Below are 20,435 nucleotides of genomic sequence, written 5' to 3'. Positions count from 1 at the left end.
TTTTTGTGCGCGGATTTAGGGGTCGAGCACGACCTCGCGCAGCGGGTATTCGGCCAGCATGTTGTCGGACCAGTGCTTCACCTCGGGCCGCAGTAGGTATTTGTTGGTGTAGTGATAAATCGGCGCGATCGGCATCGCGTCGATCAGGCGCTGTTGCATGCGCGCAAACAGCGCCTCGCGGGTGGCGGTATCGACGGTGGACAATGATTCGGCGAGCCAGGCGTCGTATTCGGGGTCGGACCACTTGCTGATGTTGAACCCGTGTCCGGTGCGCATGCCTTCCAGGAAGCGGGTGGGGTCGTCGGGGGCGACGATGTAGCCGGCGCGGGCCAGGTCGAAGTTCCCCAGGTGCATGTTGTCGAGGTAGACTTTCCATTCCTGGTTTTCGAGGCGCACATCGATGCCGAGTTCGCGCCGCCACATTTGTTGCACGGCCTCGGCCATCACGCGGTGATTTTCCGAGGAGTTGTAGAGCAGGGTGATGGGACGAAATCCCTCGCCGCCGGGATAGCCGGCATCGGCGAGGAGTTGGCGGGCTTTGTCGAGATTCAGGTCAATTCCCGGCACCGGAGACACGTAGCCGCTGACGTTGTCGGGCAAAAAGTGGCCGGCCGGTTCTTCGCCGCCACGGCTGACCTCGCGCACAATCGCCTTGCGGTCGACGGCGTAGGCCAGCGCCTGACGCACGCGGGGGTCGTCCAGCGGCGGACGGGTGACGTTGAAGGCGTAATAGTAGGTGCCGGAGAAGGGAATGATGTGCAGCTCGTCGGGGCGTTCCTGTTGGTAGGTTTCGATCTTGGCGATCGGCACGGTGGAGGTGCGGTGCAACTGATCGGCGCGGTAGGCGGCCTCCTCGGCGTTGACGTTCTCGATCGGAAAGAGTCGCACGCGGTCGACCGAAACGATCTCGCGATTCCAGTAGCTGGGATTGGGCACGAGCTCGACGACTTGGTTGGGCTGCCAACTCGCGAGCAGGAAAGGACCGTTGCTCACGATATTTTGTTCGCGGGTCCACGCGGTGCCTTTGCGCTCCATGGCGTCGTGCGCTTGGAGCACGTGGATGGGGACAGGCATCCAACTGCGGGCCGACAGCATGCGCACGAGAAAGGGGGTCGGTTGATGGCACCGCAATTCGAGGGTGTGATCGTCGATCGCGCGCACGCCCACGGTGGCAAAGTCGGTGCTGTTCCCCTTGTTGTAGGCCTCCGCGCCGGTGAGAAAATAGAGGCCCTCGGCGTTGTCGGAGCCCAGCAACGGGTTGAGGATGCGGCGGTAGGATTCGACGAAGGTCTGCGCGGTGATCGGCACACCGTCGGACCAGACCGCATCGGGCCGGAGATGAAAGGTGAAGGTGCGGGCGTCGTCGCTCACGTCCCAGCGTTCCGCGACGCCGGGGAGGGGATCGAGGGTCGCGGGATGGTAGCGCGTCAGCCCTTCGAATAGGGCCAACACGATGCGGACCTCCGGCGAACCGGTGATAGTCTGTGGGTCGAGGTCGGAGGGCTCGGCGCCATTGCCGAGGAGCAGGATATTTTCGGCGTTGGCCTGCTCGACTGGTGTGGCTCGCGGGCGGCAGCCAGTGGCGGCGAGTGCCAATGCGACGGCGAGGAGGTGCGAGGAGGCGCGACGCGCGCGATGGCGGATGAGTCGTCCGGTTATCAAAGGGATCACGGAGCGGCAGGTTGGGGAAGCGGGGGGCGGGGGGGAATCCTTAAACCGGTGGGCCTGGACCGACCTTCGGATGGCGGTAATTTTGTCCTCGCCCCGGTCGAAGGGCTTCGCGCAGTTTGCACAGTCTATGACGTTCACAGACCGCACCGCATTGGTGACTGGCGCCGGCCGAGGCATCGGTAAGGCGATCGCCGAGTCGCTCGCCGCCCAAGGCGTGAAGCTCATCTGCGTCTCCAAGAATCCCGCCAGTTGCGGCGGCGTCGCCGACGCCATCAATGCCGCCGGTGGTTCAGCCGTCGCCCGCGCAGTCGATGTGTCGGATGGACCGGCCGTCGAGGCCGCGGCGGCTGAGCTCATCAAGGAGTTTGGTAAAATCGACATTCTGGTGAACAACGCCGGCATCACTCGCGACGGCCTGCTGGCTCGCATGTCGGAGGAAGACTGGAACGCGGTCATTCAGACGAATCTCACCAGCTGCTTCCACTGGACCAAGGCGATTGGCTGGCCGATGTGCCGGAATCGCTGGGGCCGCATCGTCAATATTTCTTCCGTGTCCGGCATCACCGGCAACGCGGGCCAAGCCAATTACTCCGCCGCCAAGGCCGGCATGATCGGTTTCAGCAAGACCGTCGCGAAGGAATTCGCGCGCCGCAATGTGACCGTCAACGTGGTCGCTCCGGGTTTCATCAAAACCGATATGACCGCCGAACTCAGCGAAGAGGTGCAGAAGGGAGTGGTTGATTTCATTCCCATGCGCCGCTTTGGTGAAGCCTCCGACATCGCCAACGCCACGACCTTCCTCTGCAGCGAGGAATCTGCCTACATGACTGGGCAGGTTTTTACCGTTGACGGCGGTATGGCGATGTGAAGCCTCAGCGCCTTTAGTAGAACCTCCACATGTCCGACCAAAAAACCATCGAACAACGGGTTAAGGAAATCATCGTTAACCAACTCAATGTGAACGAGGAACAGATCACTCCGGAGGCTTCGTTCCTGGATGATCTCGGTGCCGATTCCCTCGATACAGTCGAGCTGATCATGGCCTTCGAGGAGGAGTTCAAGGAAGAGATTCAGGGTGAGATTCCCGAGTCCGACGCCGAGAAGCTCCAGACCGTCGGTCAGGTCGTCGACTACATCAAGGGTAAGGCCGGCAACAGCTAACCTTCCCGCCACATTTTTGGGCGTCCTGCCGGTCTCGTGAGAGCCAATCGGTGGGACGCCCTTTTTGTTATCCTTTGTTCAACACTCTCCGCACTTCTCGCTGATGGAAAATCTGCCTGATTCCCAACGCGTCGTCGTCACCGGCATGGGCGCCGTGCATGGCCTGGGTCACGATCCGGTTTCGTTTTGGTCGAGCCTCGTCGCTGGCAAGCCCGGCGTGGACACGGTTTCGTTGTTCGATCCCGAACCCTTTGCCTGCCACATCGGCGCGGAGGTTCGTGACTGGAATGTCGAGGATCACATGGATCCAAAGGAAGCGCGTCGCAATGACCGCTACACGCACTTCGGTTTCGTTGCGGCCAAGCAGGCGGTGGAGGACTCCGGGCTCGATTTGAATGTCGAGAACCCCGACGAGATCGGCGTGATGGTCGGTTCCGGCATCGGTGGCATGCTCACTTATGAGCTGCAGTTGCGACGTTTGGTCGAGGGCGGTCCGCGCAAGGTTTCGCCGTTCACCATTCCCGCGCTCATCGGCAACATTTGTTCGGGTTTGGTCGCGATCCACTACGGGGTGCGCGGTCCCAATTTTGGCGTCGTGTCCGCCTGCGCCACGGCCACCCATGCGATCGGCGAGGCCATGCACATGATCAAACGCGGCGACGCCAGCGTGATGATTGCCGGCGGTGCCGAGGCCGCGATCACGCCCTTCGCCTATGCCAGCTTCTGCTCGATGAAGGCGATGAGCACGCGCAACGACGATCCGCTCACGGCCAGCCGTCCGTTTTCGATGGGCCGCGATGGTTTCATCATGGGCGAGGGCGCCGGCGTCCTCGTGCTCGAGTCGCTCGAACACGCGAAGGCTCGTGGGGCCCGCATTTACGGTGAAGTGGCCGGCTACGCGGCGACCGCCGACGCGCATCACATCACGATGCCTGACCCGGAAGGCAAGGGTCTGGGCATGGCGATGACGCGCGCGCTGCGGGCGTCCGGTGTCGCGCCCGAGGATGTCGATTACATCAACGCGCACGGCACCTCCACGCCTTACAACGACAAGTTTGAAACCATGGCCATCAAGCGCCTCTTCGGCGACCACGCGGCCAGGTTGCCGGTGTCCTCGACCAAGTCGATGACCGGTCACTTGCTCGGCGCCGCCGGCGGTATCGAGAGCGTCGCCTGCTTGAAGACGCTCGAGACCCAGACCCTCGCGCCGACGATCAATCTCAACGAGCCCGACCCGGACTGCGACCTCGACTACGTGCCGAACACGGCGCGGGAGGCGAAGGTCGACGTGGTGCTGAGCAACAACCTCGGCTTCGGCGGTCAAAACGCCGCGATCGTTTTCAAACGGGTCTGATCAAGGAAGGGAGGTTTCGCCGCCAACGCTCAGGCGCGCTGTCTCACCGCCGGCAAGTCAATCACCGTGACCTCATCATGGCCGAGCTCGGGCACGCTGCACTTTTCCAGGAAGCGATGCAGCGCGACCCAGCCGTGCGGAGCCACACCATGATCCTGATCGAAAGCGAGTCGCTGACCGGACCGGGTGTGAACGCGCAGGAGCGCATCGTGTCGTGATGCCTGCGGACTGAGGTTGCCGGTCCGGAATTCGTTCCAGCCAAGCAGGCGGATTTGTTCCCGGCAGCAACCGGCGGTGCGCACCACGGCCAGGTTGGAGCGCGGCCAGATTTCGAGCTGGGTCACAAATTGGCGGGAGAATCGACATGCGAGCAAAGCGAAGCCCAGACCGCTTATCGCCACGATTCCGGCGACGGCCAGGGAGGTGCCGGAGAGTTGGGCGAAGCCGTGCGTCGTGCCGGCGCGGGCAACGGCGATGCCGGTCACAGCCGTGACCAACAAACCCAGCGCGCTCGCGCTGCGGGCCATCAGCCGAATGCGGCTACCGCTGCTGTGGCGGAAGAGCACCGCCTGATCCGGGGCCTGAGCATCGTCATTTGAGTTCACGGCGCCACTCTAGCGCCGGCGGCCCAACCCCACCATACGCATAGGTGCGTAAGTGGCGGTGGGAAGGAGGGGGAGGGCACAAAAAAGCCGCATCCGAAGATGCGGCCTTTTTGGTAGTTCGTAGTGTAGTGTGTGTGACCGCGGGGGCGGGCTGTGCAGCGGGTGTTAGACTTTTTGCACCAGGCCGGCCTTGATGGCCTTAACCGAAACCCACATGCGCTTCACGGTGCCGTTCGGCAGCTTGACGCGGATGCGCTGGAGGTTCGGGCGAAAGGTGCGCTTCGTGACTTTGGTCACGTGCGTGCCGATGCCGCCGCTCTTTTTGGCGACACCTTTGCGGTGAATGATGCTGCCCGTGGTGGGGCGCTTTCCAGTGATGGCACAGACTCGGGACATGGCTTTTCCTCAGTTAAAAGGGTCGGAGATAAAACTTTGGCCGAAGCCGAAGCAAGGGGATTTTTAGGCCTCGTTTCGCCAGGCCGTGAGGACCTGAAACTTCTGTCCAAGTGCGGAGGGGTGAAGCAGTTGCATGAGCCCGGCTTTGCGTGGGCTCATGCCGGCGGCCTCATCGGCCATGATCCGGGCGAGCGTTTCAGCCGTGTTCTTGACCAGAAATGCTTCCTGCGAACGCACCGGATCGACCGTGAATCCACGTTCGCGCAGCGCTTGGCCCAAGGTATCCCAGCAGATGTGGCAGGTGAGGTCCTGTGCCCCGGGCTGCGCCAGGAGGTCGTTGCTTTGCTGGTGGTGAAAATAGGCGCGGACGCTGCCTTGAGGCGTCTCGCGGGTGAGCTCGTGCCACGTTTTTCCGTAGTCGAAGGCCATGAACAGTCCGTGCCAGGGGGCGTCGGCGATTCGGGCCGCCAGCGCATCGGCGGCCCGCGGCAGGTCGAGCTGGTATCCCGCCGGGCAGTCTTGAGGAAGAGCGGCCGAAGCGGGAGCCGGTCGGCTCCTTTCGACCAATTGCTCAGATGAGTCGAGGCCTACGCCGAGTTCCAACCAACCGTCGTCGGTGCGAAGGTATCGTTCGCAGGGCTGGGCATCAAAGAGTTCGTTGGAGAATACGATCGTCGGTCCCTCCACGCGAAGATCCGCGCCGACACCGCGCGCCTCCACGGCGGCAAAGGGGTGCGGGATGTCGTCGAGCACCGTGCACCCGGCTTCGGCGCCGATTTCCACGAAACGATACCTTTCCGGATCCGCGCCGTGTTGCCGCAGTTGGTGCAGGGCAGCGGCGAGGACCAGTTCGCCGAAAATCGGACCAAGCGAGCTGGCGGTGTAGAAGTGGGTCGAACGATCCCGGCCCACGCGCGCTTGGTCGCGGGTGTAGAAGCCGAGTTGCGGATGATACAGCGCAAGCTCCATGAACCGGGCGAAGCTCACAAACCCGTCGGCTTCGCCCCGCGCGACCTCGCGGAAGGCGGCGACGAATTTCGGTGACGGCGGCTGGGAAGCTGGTTGTGACGATGAACCCATTTACAAGCGCGATGCATTGGTCACAGTCGCCGGGATGCTCAAACGGATTCTGTCCCTTTCGCTCGGCATGGTGGTGGGAAGCCTCATCGCCATGGGCTTGCTGCACGTGATCGATTTGCTCGGTCTGCGTGGGAATTCCGAGCTGGCGCGTTCGGCGGAATACTACCGGCAGGTGCTGGAGTTGGTGCAGGACAACTACGTCGACCCGAAGGCGACGGAGCCGGCCGAGATGACCCGGCGTGCACTTGAAGGCGTCATGGACGGTTTGGACCCACATTCGTCCTTCATGCGGGCGGCCGACTATTCGCACCTGCAGGAGGACCTCGACAGCGAGTTTGGCGGCATTGGCGTGCAGATTGAACGGCGGGACGATGAGGTGGTGGTGGTCGCGCCGATTGCGGGCACGCCCGGGGAGCGGGCGGGCATCTTGCGCGGCGACGTGGTGCTGCGGGTGGAAGGCGAATCGATGCGAGGGAAGAGTCTTAACGACGTGGTTGAACGGATGCGGGGCAAACCGGGCACCGCCGTGCAGGTGGCGTTCGGTCGCGACGGCATCGCCGAGCCGATCGAATTGAGCATCGTGCGCGAGATCATCCGGGTGGAGAGTGTGACCGACGTGCACATGCTGGATGCGGATCTCGGTTACCTGCGGATCGTGCAATTCTCCGAACCGACCGCGGAAGAAATGAGAGCGGCCCTGGGAGCACTGCGCGACCAGGGGGCGCGGGCGCTCGTCATCGATGTGCGCAACAATCCCGGCGGGTTGTTGACGGCTGCGGCCGATGTGCTGGAACCGTTTTTTGCCCGCGGGGATTTGATGGTCTACACGCAGGGCCGCCGGCCGGAAGATCGGGAAGAGTTGCGTTCGCAAAACCCCGCCGAGCCGATCGACCTGCCGATGGCGGTGCTGATCAACGCCGGCAGTGCGAGCGCCGCCGAGATCCTGGCCGGGGCCTTGAAGGACACGCACAAAGCGGCCGTGGTGGGCGAGCGTTCGTTTGGCAAGGGGTCGGTGCAAACCGTGTTTCGCTTGAGCGCTGGCGAGGCCTTGCGACTCACGACCGCGCGCTACTACACGCCGGGTGGCGTGACGATTCACGAGCGGGGGGTGGATCCCGACGTCGAGGTGGTCATGAGTCCGGAGGAAGATCGCAATGTGGCCCTGCAACGGGCGCGCAACGACCTGACCGATCCGGTCGAATTTGAGGAGCGCTTTGGTTTCAAGCCCGTGCCGGATCGGCAGCTCGACGCCGCGCGGGAGATCCTGCGCGCGGCGCTCTTGGTCGAGCAAAGAACGGAGGCGGTGGCGCGATGATCTTGGCGCTCGAGAGTTCCTGCGATGAAAGCGCGGTGGCTTTGTTTGATCCGTCGCGCGGTTTGATTGGCGAGTGGGTGCACAGCCAGATGGCGTTGCACGAAGACTACGGCGGGGTGGTGCCGGATCTCGCGACGCGCGAGCACCTGCGCACGATCGGTCCGCTGTTGGCGAGGATAGGGCAGGAGCACGACCTGATGGCAGTTTCGCGCGTGGTGGTGACGAACGGTCCCGGTTTGGCCGGGTGTCTCGCGATCGGCACGGCGTCAGCCAAGGCGCTGGCCTTGGGGCTGAGGGTGCCGCTGGCAGGAGTGAATCATCTGCGCGGGCACGCGTTTTCGCCGTTTATCGGCCTGCACGGCGACGCGCCGCAGGAATTCGACGCGGCCATGGCGGAGCTGTTGCCGCACCTCGGTCTGATTGTTTCGGGAGGCAACACCTTGCTGTTCAAGATGGATGAGGCGCGTCGCATCGAGGTCATTTCTTCGACGCGTGATGATGCCGCCGGCGAGGCGCTCGACAAAGGCGCGAAGTTGCTCGGGCTCGGTTACCCGGGCGGACCTTTGGTGGAAAAAATCGCGCAAGCGGGCGATGTGGCGGCCTTTGATTTTCCGCGCGGCATCGGCAAAAAGGCCGAGCTCGATTTCAGTTTCTCCGGGCTAAAAACCGCGCTGCGGTATCAGTTGGAAAAAATGACGTTGGTGGAGGTGGAGGCCCGCAAGGCCGACTTGTGCGCCAGCTACCAACAGGCCGTAGTCGATGCGTTGGTGCGCAAAGCCAAGCTGGCGGCCAAGACGGCGCCGTTTCGTAGTATCGGCCTGTCCGGCGGGGTCGCCAACAACCGGACGCTGCGCGCCGCGATGGCGACAATGGCCGAGCGTCGGGGACTGCGCTTTCTGGCGGCGCAACCGAAGCACACCGGTGACAATGCCGGCATGATCGCGTTTGCGGCGTGGGCGGATCCCGTGGTGACGGACCTGCCTGTGGCGGACCTGCAGATCGCGCCAAGTTTGCCGTTGGCGCGCTGAGTTCAGGCGTATTCGCGGCGCAGGTTGCTGGGCAGGATGCCGAGCTCCTCGCGGTATTTGGCGACCGTGCGGCGGGCGATCTTGATGCCCTTGTCCTGCAACTTGGCGACCAGGTCCTGATCGCTGTAAGGGCGGCTGCGATCCTCGATGTCGATGAGATCGTTGATCATTTCCTTCACGCTGGTGTTGGACACCGCATCACCGCCGTCGGATTTGTAGCCGGGGGTGAAAAAGTATTTGAATTCGAAGACGCCGTGCGGGGTGCGGATGTATTTGTTGGCGATCGCGCGGCTCACGGTGGTCTCGTGCACGCCGACGGTGTCGGCGATCTGTGTCATGGTGAGCGGTCGCAGGCGGGAGACGCCTTCCTCGAAGAACTCGCCCTGAACTTTAATGATCTCGCGGGTGATGCGCTCGATGGTCTGCTGGCGCTGCTCGATGGAGTTGATCAGAAAGCGACCGGAGCGGATGCGTTCGCGCAGGTAGTCGCGCTCCTGGCGATTGAGCGAACCCTTGGCGATGAGGTCCTTGTAGGTATTCGAAATTCGGAGACGCGGGATGTAGTCGCTGTTGAGTTCGATCTTCCACTCGTCGCCGTCCTTTTCGACGGTCACGTCGGGTGTGACGACGCGATTGGAGTCATCGGCAAAGCGGCGGCCGGGCGCGGGGTCGAGGGTGCCGATCTCCTCAATGGCGTGCTGCACATCCTCCAAGGTCGCGCCGGAGCGGCGGGCAATGTCGGGAATGCGGCGACGGATGAGGAGGGGGAAATGGTTGCGGACGATCCGGGCGGCGAGGGAGTCTCCGCGACCCTTGGCGACGAGCTGGAGGGCGAGACATTCCTTGAGGTCGGCCGCACCGATGCCGGCGGGCTCGAGGGTCTTGAGCAGCGCGTGAGCGCTTTGCACGGCATCGAGGGGCAGGCCGGTCTGCAGCGCGATGTCGGGGATCGACTGGGTGAGGAAACCACGGTCATCGAGGCTGCCGACGAGGTAACGCATGGCTTCGATGGTGGCGTCGTCGACATCGGCCATTTCGGCCTGACTCATGAGGTATTCCTGCAGCGACGTTTCGCTGACGAGGGAGTCGAAGAAATGTTGGCGCTTCTCGTCGTCCTCGCTGGTGTGCGGCTGACTGCCGCCGGCGTTGGACATGTAGTCGCGCCAATCCTGATCGAGCTTGGTCAGGATCTCAAACTCCTTGGAAAAATCCATCTCGTCCCCGCCCGGGGCAGCGTCGTCGTTGGACGGGCCGTTGTCGTGCTCGTGAGCGTCGCTCGTTTCCTGCTCGAGGCTCACGCCGTCCATGGGCAGTTCCTCGAGGGTGGGGTTGGCCTGGAGCTCCTCTTGAATCACGGTGCGCAGGTCCATTGCGGCGACCTGCAGGATCTTGAGCGATTGGCGCAGTTGCGGAGCAAGGACCAGCGACTGCGTCTGCCTTTGACTTAAGCTTTGGGAAAATCCGGGTCCTGCCATGTAGGAGTGTGCGTTCGATTTGGGCTGGGAACTGCGCGCTCAGGCCGGGGGCAGGACGACTCCGGGCGCAGCATAGCCGGTGAGCTCGCGGAGGTAGACGCCGAGCTTTTCGTTGGTGGGACCGTAGCGGTCGGAATAGAGATACATTTCCAGCTCCGTGAGCATTTCCCACGCGGATTGATAGCGTTGGTCGCGATCGCGGCGGAGGGTTTTCTGGATGATGTTTTCGAGTCGCTCATCGATGTCCGGCCGTAGGTCGCCGAAGCGGGGAATCGGCATGGTCAGGATGTTGCGGCGGGACTCGAGCCGATCGGCGGAGCGGAAGATGTTGCGGCCGAGCAGCAGTTCGGTGAGCACGATGCCGAGGGGGAAGAGATCGGCGCGGGCGTCGGTCACGGCGTAACTGGCCTGCTCGGGCGAAAGGTATTCGTCCTTACCCGCGATCACCTTGCCTTCCTCATTATACATCAGGTCCAGGGCCTTCGCGATGCCGAAGTCGGTGAGCTTCACGTCGCCTTCCCAGGCGAGCAGCACGTTCTTGGGGCCGATGTCGCGATGGACGATGCCCAGCGGGCGGCCGCGTTCATCGGTCTTCTGATGGGCGTAGGCCAGGCCGCGGGCGATGCGGGAAATGATGAAGACGGCGATGTCGACCGGAATGGGGCGGTTGAGCTCGCGGTGCCGCTCGAGGAACTGCTCCAAGCTCAGGCCGTTCACCAACTCCATCACCATAAAATACTGACCGTGAACCGACCCGAGGTGGTAGGTCTGGACGATGTTGGTGTGAATGAGGTCGGCCACCAAACGGGCCTCGCCGATAAAGTTCTTCTGGAACTCGGAGATGGCGGAGTATTCCTCGCGAATGAGTTTCACCGCCACGCGCTTGCGAAACTGTCCGGCGCCGAGTTGGGCGGCTTCATAGACGATGCCCATACCACCATCGGCGATCTTGCGGACGATCTCGTAGTGGACCTCGTTGAACAGATTCTTTGCGGCGTTCACTGCGGCCCAGCAAAGCGGCGTTTCCCGGGGTGGCAAGAAACGAAAAATTCATCTAGCACGAAACCTGCTCGCATCCATGGAGGGATTTGACAGGGGGAGTCAGCGGCGCAGCTTGAGCGTATGATCACGCTGACCGATCGCGCCGCGCGCCAAATCCAATCCATGCATCAGGAGTCCGCCACCGAGGGGCAACTGCTGCGGGTGTTTGTCGAAACGGGCGGGTGCTCGGGCTTTCAATACGGCATGTCGTTCGACGCGCCGAAGGACGACGATCAGCAACTTGAGTCGGCGGGCGTGAGTTTTGTGGTCGACCCGGCGAGTTACGCCTACCTTGACGGCTCCAACATCGATTTCGACGACGGGCTGCAGGGGAAGGGGTTTGAGATCAAGAATCCCAACGCGCAGAGCACCTGCGGCTGCGGCAAGTCGTTCAACTAGGGTGTGCCTGGGAAAGCCGAGGGGCCAGCGCTGGGAACGCAGCCGGTGGGCAGGCACAGGGGTCCAGTGACAACGCCGTATGCCGCCAGCTCCGTCCGCGCCCGAAGGGTGAGTGGAAAAAGAACTTGGCGCGGCGTTGTCCGCAACGGCATGGCCCGCTGGGCCACCTCCGTCGCGGCCGCCTGGCGCGAAGCCCTTTTCCCACTCACGCTGGCCCTCGACTTACCCAGACGCGCCCTAGGCGGACGGCTTCTTCCAGCCGCCGTGCAGGGCGACGATGCCCCAGGTGAGGCGGTGGCACTCGATGTCCACAAAGCCGGCCTGGCGCATCTCCTCGGTGATGCCTTCGTGGCCCGGGTAGGTTTCGATTGAGCCGCAGAGGTAGTCGTAGGCGCCTTTGTCGCCGGTCACGATGCCCGCGATAATCGGCAGCACGTATTTCAGGTAGGCGTAGTAAAGCGGCCGAAACCAGCGGTAGGGTTGCGAAAACTCCAAGACCCAGAGGCGTCCATCGGGGCGCAGGATGCGATGCAGTTCGCTGAGGCAACGGTGGCGATCGGCCATGTTGCGCAGGCCAAAGGAAATCGTCGCGGCATCGTAGGTTTCATCCCCGATCGGCAAGTTCAGCCCGTCGCCCTCGCGAAAGGTGATCTGCTCGTAGCCACCGCGTTGTTTTTGTTTTTCCACGGCTTCGTCCAGCATGGGCCGACAAAAATCCATGCCGGTAATCGGCGTCTCGGCGGGCAATCCGTCGGCGAGCGCGAAGGCCACGTCGCCACTGCCGGTGGCGAGGTCGAGCACGTCGTGCGGGCTGTGACGGGCCACCGCGCGGATGAGGCGTTTGCGCCACCAAATGTCGACGCCGCCGCTCAAGAGGCGGTTGGCCACGTCGTAGCGGCCGGCGATGCGGCCAAACATGGAATTGACGGCTTGTGGATCGGGCATGGCGAGCGGGAGCGACAGGGAAGGGGTCGGGCTTTACGCCCGACCGCCTGTCGTGGAAAGGGCTAAGTTTCCGAGGTTGGCGCCGAGCCGTTGTCGCGGAAACGTTCCACGACCCAGTGAGACAGGGCTTTCTCCGGATCGGCCACCACGTCGGCCGTGATGTCAAAGGCATGCTTGCCGCCATCGCGGACGAGCAGGGTGAGCCCATGATGGAAGTTGTGAAACCGTTCCTCGCAGAGCGCGCGGATGGTTTTGTCGGTCTCCAAGCTTTGCTCGATCAACGCGGTGATCGCGTCCTCTTTGAAGTTCAGGGTGAACCCATGCGCGGTTTGGAAGCGATCGGCGAAGGCCTGCACTTCGGCGCGCAGGACGTCGCGTTGGTCGCTGGCGTTGTCCTCCAACAGGCTGCGCAGGGTTCTTTCCGGTTCGGCGACGGTGTCGGCGTCGATCTTGAAGGCGCGAATGCCGGTGGAGGGCAGCTCGAACTTGAAGTTGCGGAAGGTCTGCTCAAGCACGGTCATGAGTCCGCGTGCGCCGGTGTTTTCGCGGTGGGCGCGCTCGGCGACCTCGCGCACGGCCTCGGGCGTGATGTCGAAGTCGATTTTATACCCGGCGAAATCCGCGCGATATTGCTGCAGGATGCTGCCTTCGCTGGTGAGGAGGATCTTCTCAAGGTCGCGCGGTTCCAGCGCCTGGCAGGCGACGCGAACGGGAAGTCGGCCCACAAACTCCGGCTCCATTCCGTAGTCGATGATGTCGCGCGACTGGGCAAAGCGCAGGTAGTCGCTGTCGGGTCGGTCGACGTCGCCCGGCTTGGCGGCGAAGCCGATCTGTGCACTTTGCAGGCGCTTCTTGATCGTGCCGGACAACTTGTCGAAGGCGCCGCTCACGATGAAGAGAATATGCCGGGTGTTGATGGTGCGTTTGCGCGGTTTGCCCCCGCGTTGCATCTCCATCATGGCCTGCATTTGGGAGGCGATGTCGTTTTGGCTGGTGAGGGAAACGTCGGTCTCCTCCATCAGCTTGAGCAGGTTGATCTGCACGCCGCGGCCGGAAACGTCGCGCCCGCCGCCGCCCGCCGCCCCGGAGCTCTGGGCGATCTTGTCGATCTCGTCGATGTAGACGATGCCGTATTGGGCCAGCTCGACATCACCGTTGGCGGCTTTGACCAGATCGCGCACGAGGTCTTCCACGTCGCCGCCGACGTAACCCGTTTCGGAAAACTTGGTGGCATCGGCGCGGACGAACGGCACGCCGATCATGCGGGCGATGCAGCGCATGAGGTAGGTTTTGCCCACCCCCGTGGGGCCCAGGAGCAGGATGTTCTGTTTGGCGTAATCCTGCTCGCGAAGCTGCGGTTCCTCGAGGCAGCGGCGCACGTGATTGTAGTGGTCGCAGATGGCAACGGAGAGGACCTTCTTGGCCTCGCGCTGCTGGATTACGAACCGGTCGAGGTGGTCGCGAATCTCGCGCGGGCGCAGGTTAAAATTGCGGATCCGCTGCAGCACTTCGGCGTGCTCCTCGTCCTCCTTATTCGGTGCGGTAGAGGAACTTCCCGTGTTCTGCGGGGTCCCTCCCGGCTGGAATGCGGCGCCGAAAGGCGACGCCTTGAAGAGGTCCCTAAGCTGCTTAGGGAGTTGCTCAAGAGGATCTTGTGGAGGTTTTTCACTCATTTTTGCCAAGTAAATCCGACCTAATTGATTGACCTTTTTAGACTTCTGAAAACGATACCGCGTCAATAAACCAACTACTTCTTCGAAAGGAACACCCTTAAATGCCCTCGAATCTACCGAACCTCACCAAGCGCGAAATCGTGCTACAGATTTACGAGAAGACCAACTTTCCGCAGAAGGAAGTGGTGGCGACGGTGCAGATGACGCTCGACATCATCATGAACGCCTTGGCCGAGGGGCGCAACGTGGAGTTGCGCAATTTCGGTGTGCTGGAAGTCCAGCGTCGCAAGTCCCGCATCGGTCGCAACCCGAACAAGCCCGCCGCCGAAGTCGTCATCCCCGAGCGCGCGGTGGTGAAGTTCAAGTCGGGTAAGATCCTCAAGCAAAAGCTCAAGAAGCTCGACATCGGCACGATCAACTGAGCCGCACGTCGCTTGATCATTTTCCAGCCGGACCCGTGGGTCCGGCTTTTTTGTGGCTGCGAGCGTGAGCGAGTGGACCCGATCACTCGCTCACGCTCACAGCCACCGCAATGGCTGAACCTATTTTTCGATTGGCGACGAGGGAAGGGAACGCACAAGGTCGTCGGTTCCCATGGCTACCTTCCAGTCCTTGCCCGGTTTTCGTGAGTTCTATCCCGAAGCGTTGGCGCGGCGGAACCATCTGTTCCGCTGCTGGCGCCAGGCCGCGCATGTCTACGGGTTTCAGGAATACGACGCGCCGGTGCTGGAGCCGTTGGACCTCTACAAGGCGAAGTCGGGCGACGAGATCGAGGCGCAGCTCTTCAGCTTCACCGACAAAGGTGGCCGCGAGGTCGCGCTGCGGCCGGAAATGACCCCGACGGTCTGCCGGTTGGTGGGGGCGAAAGCCAACGCCCTGAAGCGTCCGATCAAGTGGTTCAGCATCGCCGATTTCTTTCGCTATGAACGCATGCAGAAAGGCCGCGGCCGCTGCTTCGCGCAGTTCAACGCCGACATTTTTGGCGAGGCCGGACCGGAGGCGGAGATCGAGCTGATCGCGCTGTTGGTGCAGTGCCTGCGCGGACTCGGTCTGGCCGCCGAAGATTTCTTCGTGCGCCTCAGCGACCGCAACCTGTGGTTCTATTTCCTCGAGGCGCTCGGCTTCGATCCGGCGCAGGCCAAGGGCATGCTGCAGGCCATCGATAAATACGAGCGGCTCGGTGGCGACGCCTTCAAGATCTACACCGACGCGCACGGCGAGTTGGCGGTCGAACGACGTGAGAAGATCGAGGCCTTCCTTGCGATCAAGTCCTTGGCCGATCTCGAAACGGTCGTGGGCGAGTTGGGCGGCGAAAACCTGACCGCGCGCCTCGACGACTGGCGGAAGGTCTTGGGCGCGCTCGAAGCCATGGGGCTCAGTGATTTTGTCAGCGTCGACCTTGGGGTCGTGCGCGGTTTAGCTTATTACACTGGCTTCGTCTTCGAGGCCTTCGATCGCAAAGGGGACCTCCGCGCACTTGCGGGCGGGGGGCGTTACGACGACCTCGTGCAGAAACTCGGTGGCCCGGCGCTGCCGGCCGTTGGTTTTGCCATCGGCGACATGACCATGGAGCTCCTGCTGGAGCAACGCGGCCTGCTGCCCGAATTGGTTTCGTCGCCGGACGTGTATGTGGTCATCGGCGGCGCGAGCGAGCGCCTGGCCGCGTTTGCGGACATCAATGAACTCCGCGCGAGCGGTTTCCGCGTCGAATATCCGATGCGCGAACTCGGCTTCGGTAAACAGTTCAAGGCGGCGACCGAATCCGGCGCGCGCCTCGCGATCCTCTACGGCGGCGATGAACTGGCGCGCGGAGTGGTGAAGTTGCGCGACCTGGCCAAGCGCGAAGAAGTCGAAGTGCCGCGTGAACAAGTCGCGCTGGCGGTGCGTGATTTTCTTTCGGCCGACGAATAAGTCCCTCGCCATGCCCAACACCTCCAAGCCACTGCGTTACCGCCTGCTGTCCGGCAATTTTGCCGTGTGTCGCTTGGCGCCGGACGCGGAAGAGCCGGCTTGGGCGCGTGGCGCTGGCTTCTGCAATGTGACCCGCACGGTGAACGAACTTTCCATCATGTGTCCGGCCGCCGACGTGCCGGCTGAGGTGCGGGCGGAGCGCGGCTGGCGGGTGTTGCAGGTGGTTGGCCCCTTCGACTTCGACGCGGTGGGCATTCTCGTTTCCTTTGCCAGTCCGTTGGCGAGGGCGGGCATTCCGATTCTCGCCGCGGCGACCTTCGACACCGACTACGTCTTGGTGCAACAAGGCGCGTTGGCCAAGGCCCAGCAGGTGCTGCTGCAGGCCGGCCACGAACTGGTGCGCGATTGATGGCGCGACAACGACCGGTCAGCTCAGGTTGCCCGGTCCGAAGGCGTGGGGCAGGAGCTGCTGGATGGTCGTGTCGATTCGATCCTTGCTGTCGCAGATGCTCACGACTCGTGCGTCTGGGCCGAATTCGAAAATGACCTGCCGGCAGGCGCCGCAGGGTGCGGTCACGGTTTCGGTCGGGGTGTAAACGACGACGCAGCGCAGGGCCCGTTGGCCCTTGGCGGCGGCCGTGAAGATGGCGGTGCGCTCGGCGCAATTGCACAGGCCGTAGGACGCGTTCTCGACATTGCAGCCACTTTCAATCGTGCCGTCGCCGGTGAGGATGGCGGCGCCGACCGGAAAACCGGAATAGGGCGAGTAGGACTGCGCCGCGGCCGCGCGGGCGGCGCGCTCGAGTTGCTTGAGTTTGGTCGGACCGACGGGCGAAGATGTTGAAGCGCGAGGCATCGTATTCAGAGATTGAATTCAGATTTGATCGTGGCGAAGGCCGCAATGGCGGCATCCAAGTCGGCTCCGCTGTGCGCCGCGCTGACTTGGGTGCGGATCCGCGCTTCGCCGGCGGGCACGACGGGATAGAAGAATCCGATCGCATAAATGCCGAGTTCAAGGAGGCGGGCGGAGACCTTTTGCGAGAGTGCCGCGTCGCCGAGCATGACCGGAACAATGGGGTGACTGCCGGCCTTGAGCTTCAGTCCGAGCTGTTCGAGGCCGGCGCGGAAGTGTTTGGTGTTCGACTCGAGTTTGTCGCGCAGCGCGGTCGAAGCTTCGAGGAGTTCCAGTCCTTTGAGCGAGGCCGCCGTGATGACGGGCGCGAGCGTGTTGGAGAACAGGTAGGGGCGGGAGCGTTGACGGAGCAGCCCCACGATATCACGGCGAGCACTCACGTAGCCGCCGCTGGCGCCGCCGAGGGCCTTGCCAAGCGTGCCGGTCACGATGTCGACGCGATCCGCGACGCCGCAGAGCTCGGGCGTGCCGCGGCCGCGCGGCCCGACGAAGCCGACGGCGTGACTGTCGTCGACCATCACGAGGGCGTTGAAACGTTCGGCGAGGTCGCAGATTTCGGCCAAGGGTGCGATGGTGCCGTCCATCGAAAACACGCCGTCGGTCGCGATGAGTTTGAAGCGGGCGCCGGCGGTGTCGGCCGCTTCGAGTTGCGCCTGCAAGTCGGCAAGGTCGCGGTTGCGATAGCGGTAGCGTTTCGCTTTGCAAAGGCGGATGCCGTCGATGATCGAGGCGTGGTTGAGTGCATCGCTGATGACGGCGTCCTCCGGGCCAAGCAAGGTCTCGAATACGCCGCCGTTGGCGTCAAAGCAGGATGAATACAGGATCGTGTCGTCCATGCCCAGGAAGCGGCTGAGCGCCGCTTCCAACTCGCGGTGGATTTCCTGCGTGCCGCAGATGAAACGGACCGAAGCCATGCCGTAACCCCAACGATCAAGCGCCGCATGGGCCGCCGCCACAATGTCAGGATGGTTGCCGAGCCCGAGGTAGTTGTTGGCGCAAAAATTGAGGACTTCGCGGCCGTCCTGCAGGGCGATGCGCGCGCTTTGCGGCGTGGCGATGAGGCGTTCGGTTTTGAAGAGGCCGGACTGCTCGATGTCGGCGAGGGTGGTGGTGAGGTGGTGCTGAAAGTCAGGGTGCATGCCGGGGGGCGGTGGTTCAGTGGTTTTCCCAATCGAGCACGATCTTACCGGAGCGGCCGGAGCGCATGAGCTCAAAACCCTCCTCAAATTCGGTGCAGGGGAGGCGGTGCGTGATGACCGGCGAGATATCCAAGCCGCTTTGGATGAGTGCGGTCATCTTATACCACGTCTCATACATTTCCCGGCCGTAGATGCCGCGCAGCGTGAGCATGTTAAATACGACCTTGTTCCAGTCGATGGCGGCGGCCTCCGGCATGATCCCGAGCAGGGCGATGCGGCCGCCGTGGGTCATGTTGTCGATCATGGCGCGCAGGGCGGCGGGATTACCCGACATTTCCAAGCCGATGTCGAAGCCCTCTTTCATCCCCAGCTGTTTCTGGGAGGTGGCGATGTCCTCGCGCGCTACATTCACCGTGGCACTGGCGCCCATCTGCATGGCGAGGGCGAGGCGGTCGTCGTTGACGTCGGTGACGACGATCTTGCGGGCGCCGGATTTACGGGCGATGGCGGTGGCCATGCAGCCGATGGGTCCGGCGCCGGTGATGAGGACGTCTTCGCCCACCAAGTCCCACTGCAGGGCGGTGTGGGTGGCATTGCCGAGCGGGTCGAAGCAGGACAACACATCCAGCGGGATGGAACGATCCACGTGCACCGCGTTGCTGGCCGGAATGCAGAGGAAGTCGGCGAAGGCGCCATCGCGGTTGACGCCGACGCCCTGAGTGGATTGGCAGAGGTGGCGGCGGCCCGCGAGGCAGTTGCGGCAGCGGCCGCAGACTATGTGCCCCTCACCGTCGACCAAGTCGCCGGGCACGAAACCCTGCACATTGGAACCCACTTCCACGATCTCGCCGACAAACTCGTGTCCGATGATAAGCGGGGGTTTGATGGTCTGTTGGGCCCAGTGGTCCCAGTTGTGGATATGCACATCGGTGCCGCAGATGGACGTGCGCTTCACGCGAATGAGCACATCGTTCAGGCCGGGTCGCGGCACGGGGGCTTCGATGAGTTGGAGACCGGGGCCGGCCGAGAGTTTGGCAATGGCCCGCATGGTGCGTTCAGGCATGGCCCGAGCTTGGATGGTGGCAGGTGGGAAACAACCTGAATGGCGATGAAAGTTAGCCAGCTATTCGGCAAACAGCTGACTGCCCTCGAGGGCGAGCAACCGCAGTTTGGTGTTGATGCCACCCGGTGCGGAAAAGCCGGTCATCTTGCCGTCGGCCGCGATGAAACGGTGGCAGGGGACCAGCAGTGGCCACGGATTCTGGCCCAGCGCAGTGCCGACCGCACGGGCGACGGCCGGGCCCTGGCCAATTGCTCGCGCGAGGTCGCCGTAGCTGATGGTTTGGCCGGATTTCACGCGTAGCGCCGCTTCATAAACCTGGCGCTGAAAGTCGGAGACGCGGTCCCACGCGTAGGGCAGGTTGACGAAATCCTCCGGCTGGCCGTTGAGATGGCGGTGAACTCGTTCGGCGATGCCGACAATCCAGTCCGGTGGGTTTGGCTCTGTATCGGAAGATCCGTTCGAAAGTAGCCCGAAAGCCGTGATCTGTTCGCCCTCCCATGCGATGGAGCAGGGACCGATGGAGGTTTCAAAACGGTGAACAGGCACGGTTGTCCAGCGTGCGAGCGGTTGCGGGGATGTCGAGCAGGGGGATGTGGCTGCGAGCGTAAGCGAGTGGCGAAAGTCGCCCCGCTCAAGCTCGCGGCTAAGCTTAAGCGTTTTGGCGCACCGGTTGCCGCAGGATCGTCTTGAGGCGCGCCGGTTCCACGCGACGCGGGTCGGAGAGATAGATATCGTGAGGCGCGTCGTGCACGGCCAGGTCCTGTTCAGCGGCGAACGCCTGCATTCGGGCGAAGGTCTCCGGTTCCTGATCATAAGGCCCAATGTGCAACATTTGCACGCAGGTCGCTTCATGCAGCGGGACAAGTTGCACCTCGCGAACAGTGGCCGGCTTCCTCTTGTCGATGAGGACGGAGACGGTCTCATCGAGTTCGGCGCTGGTGATGAAATCCGGCACGCGGATGAGCAGCTGCCACTGCCACCCCGTGGTGGCGTCGCGGTGTTCCGGGAGTGCGAGCCAGCGGCACTCCAGCTTGCCGACCACGAAGTCCGGGCCATCGCCGAGCTTGCGCCGAAACTTCAAGGTGTAGGCGACGGCATAGAGGTCGGCGACGCGGGCGCCGTAGTCGTCGGACCCGGGGGCGGACTGACCGGTCGCGGTCAGGTAGATGCCGGGGGTCGTATCGATGAGGCGCGGGGTGCGCGGCTGGGCGTATTCAGTTTTTAACGACTTGAAGAGATCGAGGCGGTCGGTGGCGGGCATGAGTG

General features: G+C 63.0%; 21 protein-coding genes and 1 pseudogene. 9 read left to right on the top strand and 13 right to left on the bottom strand.

Annotated elements, in window-relative coordinates; all coding sequences use genetic code 11:
• Nucleotides 1–15: 15 nt before the first annotated feature.
• The gene (locus AC0MRV_RS19260; RefSeq protein ID WP_472766140.1) at nt 16–1,671 is read right to left on the bottom strand and encodes a peptide ABC transporter substrate-binding protein; all 1,656 of its coding nucleotides are present in this window, start codon (nt 1,669–1,671) and stop codon (nt 16–18) included.
• Between the two features lie 127 nt (nt 1,672–1,798).
• Here AC0MRV_RS19260 and fabG point away from each other — a divergent pair, with 127 nt between their 5' ends.
• The 3 genes from fabG to fabF all read left to right on the top strand — a co-directional run bounded on the left by fabG (nt 1,799) and on the right by fabF (nt 4,186).
• Nucleotides 1,799–2,539 carry a 3-oxoacyl-[acyl-carrier-protein] reductase gene (gene fabG, locus AC0MRV_RS19255; RefSeq protein ID WP_472766139.1) on the top strand — a complete coding sequence of 247 codons (741 nt, stop codon included), beginning with the start codon at nt 1,799–1,801 and terminating at the stop codon, nt 2,537–2,539.
• Nucleotides 2,540–2,568: 29 nt separating this feature from the next.
• A complete protein-coding gene (acpP, locus tag AC0MRV_RS19250; protein WP_221030838.1) occupies nt 2,569–2,832 on the top strand; it encodes an acyl carrier protein in 264 nt (87 codons plus the stop codon).
• Between the two features lie 103 nt (nt 2,833–2,935).
• On the top strand, nt 2,936–4,186 hold the full coding sequence (gene fabF / locus AC0MRV_RS19245; protein WP_472766138.1) for a beta-ketoacyl-ACP synthase II: 1,251 nt from the start codon (nt 2,936–2,938) through the stop codon (nt 4,184–4,186).
• Between the two features lie 29 nt (nt 4,187–4,215).
• Here the strand turns inward: fabF and AC0MRV_RS19240 are convergent, their stop codons facing one another.
• The 3 genes from AC0MRV_RS19240 to AC0MRV_RS19230 all read right to left on the bottom strand — a co-directional run bounded on the left by AC0MRV_RS19240 (nt 4,216) and on the right by AC0MRV_RS19230 (nt 6,267).
• Nucleotides 4,216–4,791 (bottom strand): hypothetical protein, encoded by a 576-nt coding sequence (locus AC0MRV_RS19240; RefSeq protein WP_472766137.1) that lies wholly within the window; start codon nt 4,789–4,791, stop codon nt 4,216–4,218.
• Between the two features lie 165 nt (nt 4,792–4,956).
• Nucleotides 4,957–5,187 (bottom strand): 50S ribosomal protein L28, encoded by a 231-nt coding sequence (rpmB, locus tag AC0MRV_RS19235; RefSeq protein WP_472766136.1) that lies wholly within the window; start codon nt 5,185–5,187, stop codon nt 4,957–4,959.
• Between the two features lie 63 nt (nt 5,188–5,250).
• Nucleotides 5,251–6,267: an SAM-dependent methyltransferase gene (locus AC0MRV_RS19230; RefSeq protein ID WP_472766135.1), complete on the bottom strand. Its 1,017-nt coding sequence runs from the start codon at nt 6,265–6,267 to the stop codon at nt 5,251–5,253.
• A 34-nt stretch (nt 6,268–6,301) separates the two neighbouring features.
• Between AC0MRV_RS19230 and AC0MRV_RS19225 the strand changes: the two genes are divergently transcribed.
• Together AC0MRV_RS19225 and tsaD are read left to right on the top strand one after the other, a co-directional pair.
• The gene (locus AC0MRV_RS19225) at nt 6,302–7,582 is read left to right on the top strand and encodes a S41 family peptidase (protein ID WP_472766134.1); all 1,281 of its coding nucleotides are present in this window, start codon (nt 6,302–6,304) and stop codon (nt 7,580–7,582) included.
• On the top strand, nt 7,579–8,610 hold the full coding sequence (gene tsaD, locus AC0MRV_RS19220; protein ID WP_472766133.1) for a tRNA (adenosine(37)-N6)-threonylcarbamoyltransferase complex transferase subunit TsaD: 1,032 nt from the start codon (nt 7,579–7,581) through the stop codon (nt 8,608–8,610). Before AC0MRV_RS19225 ends, tsaD begins: the two co-directional genes overlap by 4 nt.
• A 2-nt stretch (nt 8,611–8,612) precedes the next feature.
• Here the strand turns inward: tsaD and rpoN are convergent, their stop codons facing one another.
• Both rpoN and AC0MRV_RS19210 read right to left on the bottom strand, forming a co-directional pair.
• Nucleotides 8,613–10,085, bottom strand: a complete 1,473-nt coding sequence (rpoN, locus tag AC0MRV_RS19215) for an RNA polymerase factor sigma-54 (RefSeq protein ID WP_472766132.1) — start codon at nt 10,083–10,085, stop codon at nt 8,613–8,615.
• A gap of 39 nt (nt 10,086–10,124) precedes the next feature.
• Nucleotides 10,125–11,087: a serine/threonine protein kinase gene (locus AC0MRV_RS19210; RefSeq protein ID WP_472766131.1), complete on the bottom strand. Its 963-nt coding sequence runs from the start codon at nt 11,085–11,087 to the stop codon at nt 10,125–10,127.
• A 117-nt stretch (nt 11,088–11,204) separates the two neighbouring features.
• Here AC0MRV_RS19210 and erpA point away from each other — a divergent pair.
• A pseudogene (gene erpA / locus AC0MRV_RS19205) lies at nt 11,205–11,525 on the top strand (iron-sulfur cluster insertion protein ErpA); the annotation flags it as partial.
• A 237-nt stretch (nt 11,526–11,762) separates the two neighbouring features.
• Here erpA and AC0MRV_RS19200 read toward each other — a convergent pair.
• Both AC0MRV_RS19200 and AC0MRV_RS19195 read right to left on the bottom strand, forming a co-directional pair.
• Entirely contained in the window at nt 11,763–12,470 is a 708-nt protein-coding gene (locus tag AC0MRV_RS19200; RefSeq protein ID WP_472766130.1) for a class I SAM-dependent methyltransferase, read from the bottom strand.
• Between the two features lie 62 nt (nt 12,471–12,532).
• Entirely contained in the window at nt 12,533–13,978 is a 1,446-nt protein-coding gene (locus tag AC0MRV_RS19195; protein WP_472766129.1) for an AAA family ATPase, read from the bottom strand.
• 266 nt (nt 13,979–14,244) lie between these two features.
• Between AC0MRV_RS19195 and AC0MRV_RS19190 the strand changes: the two genes are divergently transcribed.
• The 3 genes from AC0MRV_RS19190 to AC0MRV_RS19180 all read left to right on the top strand — a co-directional run bounded on the left by AC0MRV_RS19190 (nt 14,245) and on the right by AC0MRV_RS19180 (nt 16,463).
• A complete protein-coding gene (locus tag AC0MRV_RS19190) occupies nt 14,245–14,565 on the top strand; it encodes an HU family DNA-binding protein (RefSeq protein ID WP_472766128.1) in 321 nt (106 codons plus the stop codon).
• A gap of 172 nt (nt 14,566–14,737) precedes the next feature.
• A complete protein-coding gene (gene hisS, locus AC0MRV_RS19185; protein ID WP_472766127.1) occupies nt 14,738–16,054 on the top strand; it encodes a histidine--tRNA ligase in 1,317 nt (438 codons plus the stop codon).
• 10 nt (nt 16,055–16,064) lie between these two features.
• A complete protein-coding gene (locus AC0MRV_RS19180; protein ID WP_472766126.1) occupies nt 16,065–16,463 on the top strand; it encodes an ACT domain-containing protein in 399 nt (132 codons plus the stop codon).
• Nucleotides 16,464–16,481: 18 nt separating this feature from the next.
• On the opposite strand, the gene AC0MRV_RS19175 is transcribed toward AC0MRV_RS19180, so the two are convergent.
• From AC0MRV_RS19175 to AC0MRV_RS19155, 5 genes are all read right to left on the bottom strand, one after another.
• Nucleotides 16,482–16,910, bottom strand: a complete 429-nt coding sequence (locus AC0MRV_RS19175) for a cytidine deaminase (RefSeq protein ID WP_472766125.1) — start codon at nt 16,908–16,910, stop codon at nt 16,482–16,484.
• Nucleotides 16,911–16,915: 5 nt separating this feature from the next.
• Nucleotides 16,916–18,106: a glycine C-acetyltransferase gene (locus tag AC0MRV_RS19170; RefSeq protein ID WP_472766124.1), complete on the bottom strand. Its 1,191-nt coding sequence runs from the start codon at nt 18,104–18,106 to the stop codon at nt 16,916–16,918.
• 16 nt (nt 18,107–18,122) lie between these two features.
• A complete protein-coding gene (gene tdh / locus AC0MRV_RS19165; RefSeq protein ID WP_472766227.1) occupies nt 18,123–19,154 on the bottom strand; it encodes an L-threonine 3-dehydrogenase in 1,032 nt (343 codons plus the stop codon).
• Nucleotides 19,155–19,229: 75 nt separating this feature from the next.
• A complete protein-coding gene (locus AC0MRV_RS19160) occupies nt 19,230–19,715 on the bottom strand; it encodes a methylated-DNA--[protein]-cysteine S-methyltransferase (RefSeq protein WP_472766123.1) in 486 nt (161 codons plus the stop codon).
• Between the two features lie 103 nt (nt 19,716–19,818).
• A complete protein-coding gene (locus AC0MRV_RS19155) occupies nt 19,819–20,430 on the bottom strand; it encodes a GyrI-like domain-containing protein (protein WP_472766122.1) in 612 nt (203 codons plus the stop codon).
• Nucleotides 20,431–20,435: the final 5 nt, after the last annotated feature.

The organism is Actomonas spartinae, assembly GCF_051209155.1.
In the GTDB taxonomy this organism is placed as follows: domain Bacteria; phylum Verrucomicrobiota; class Verrucomicrobiia; order Opitutales; family Opitutaceae; genus Actomonas.
Note: the sequence above shows the minus strand (reverse complement) of the source record. Positions and strands in the feature narration are given on the sequence as shown.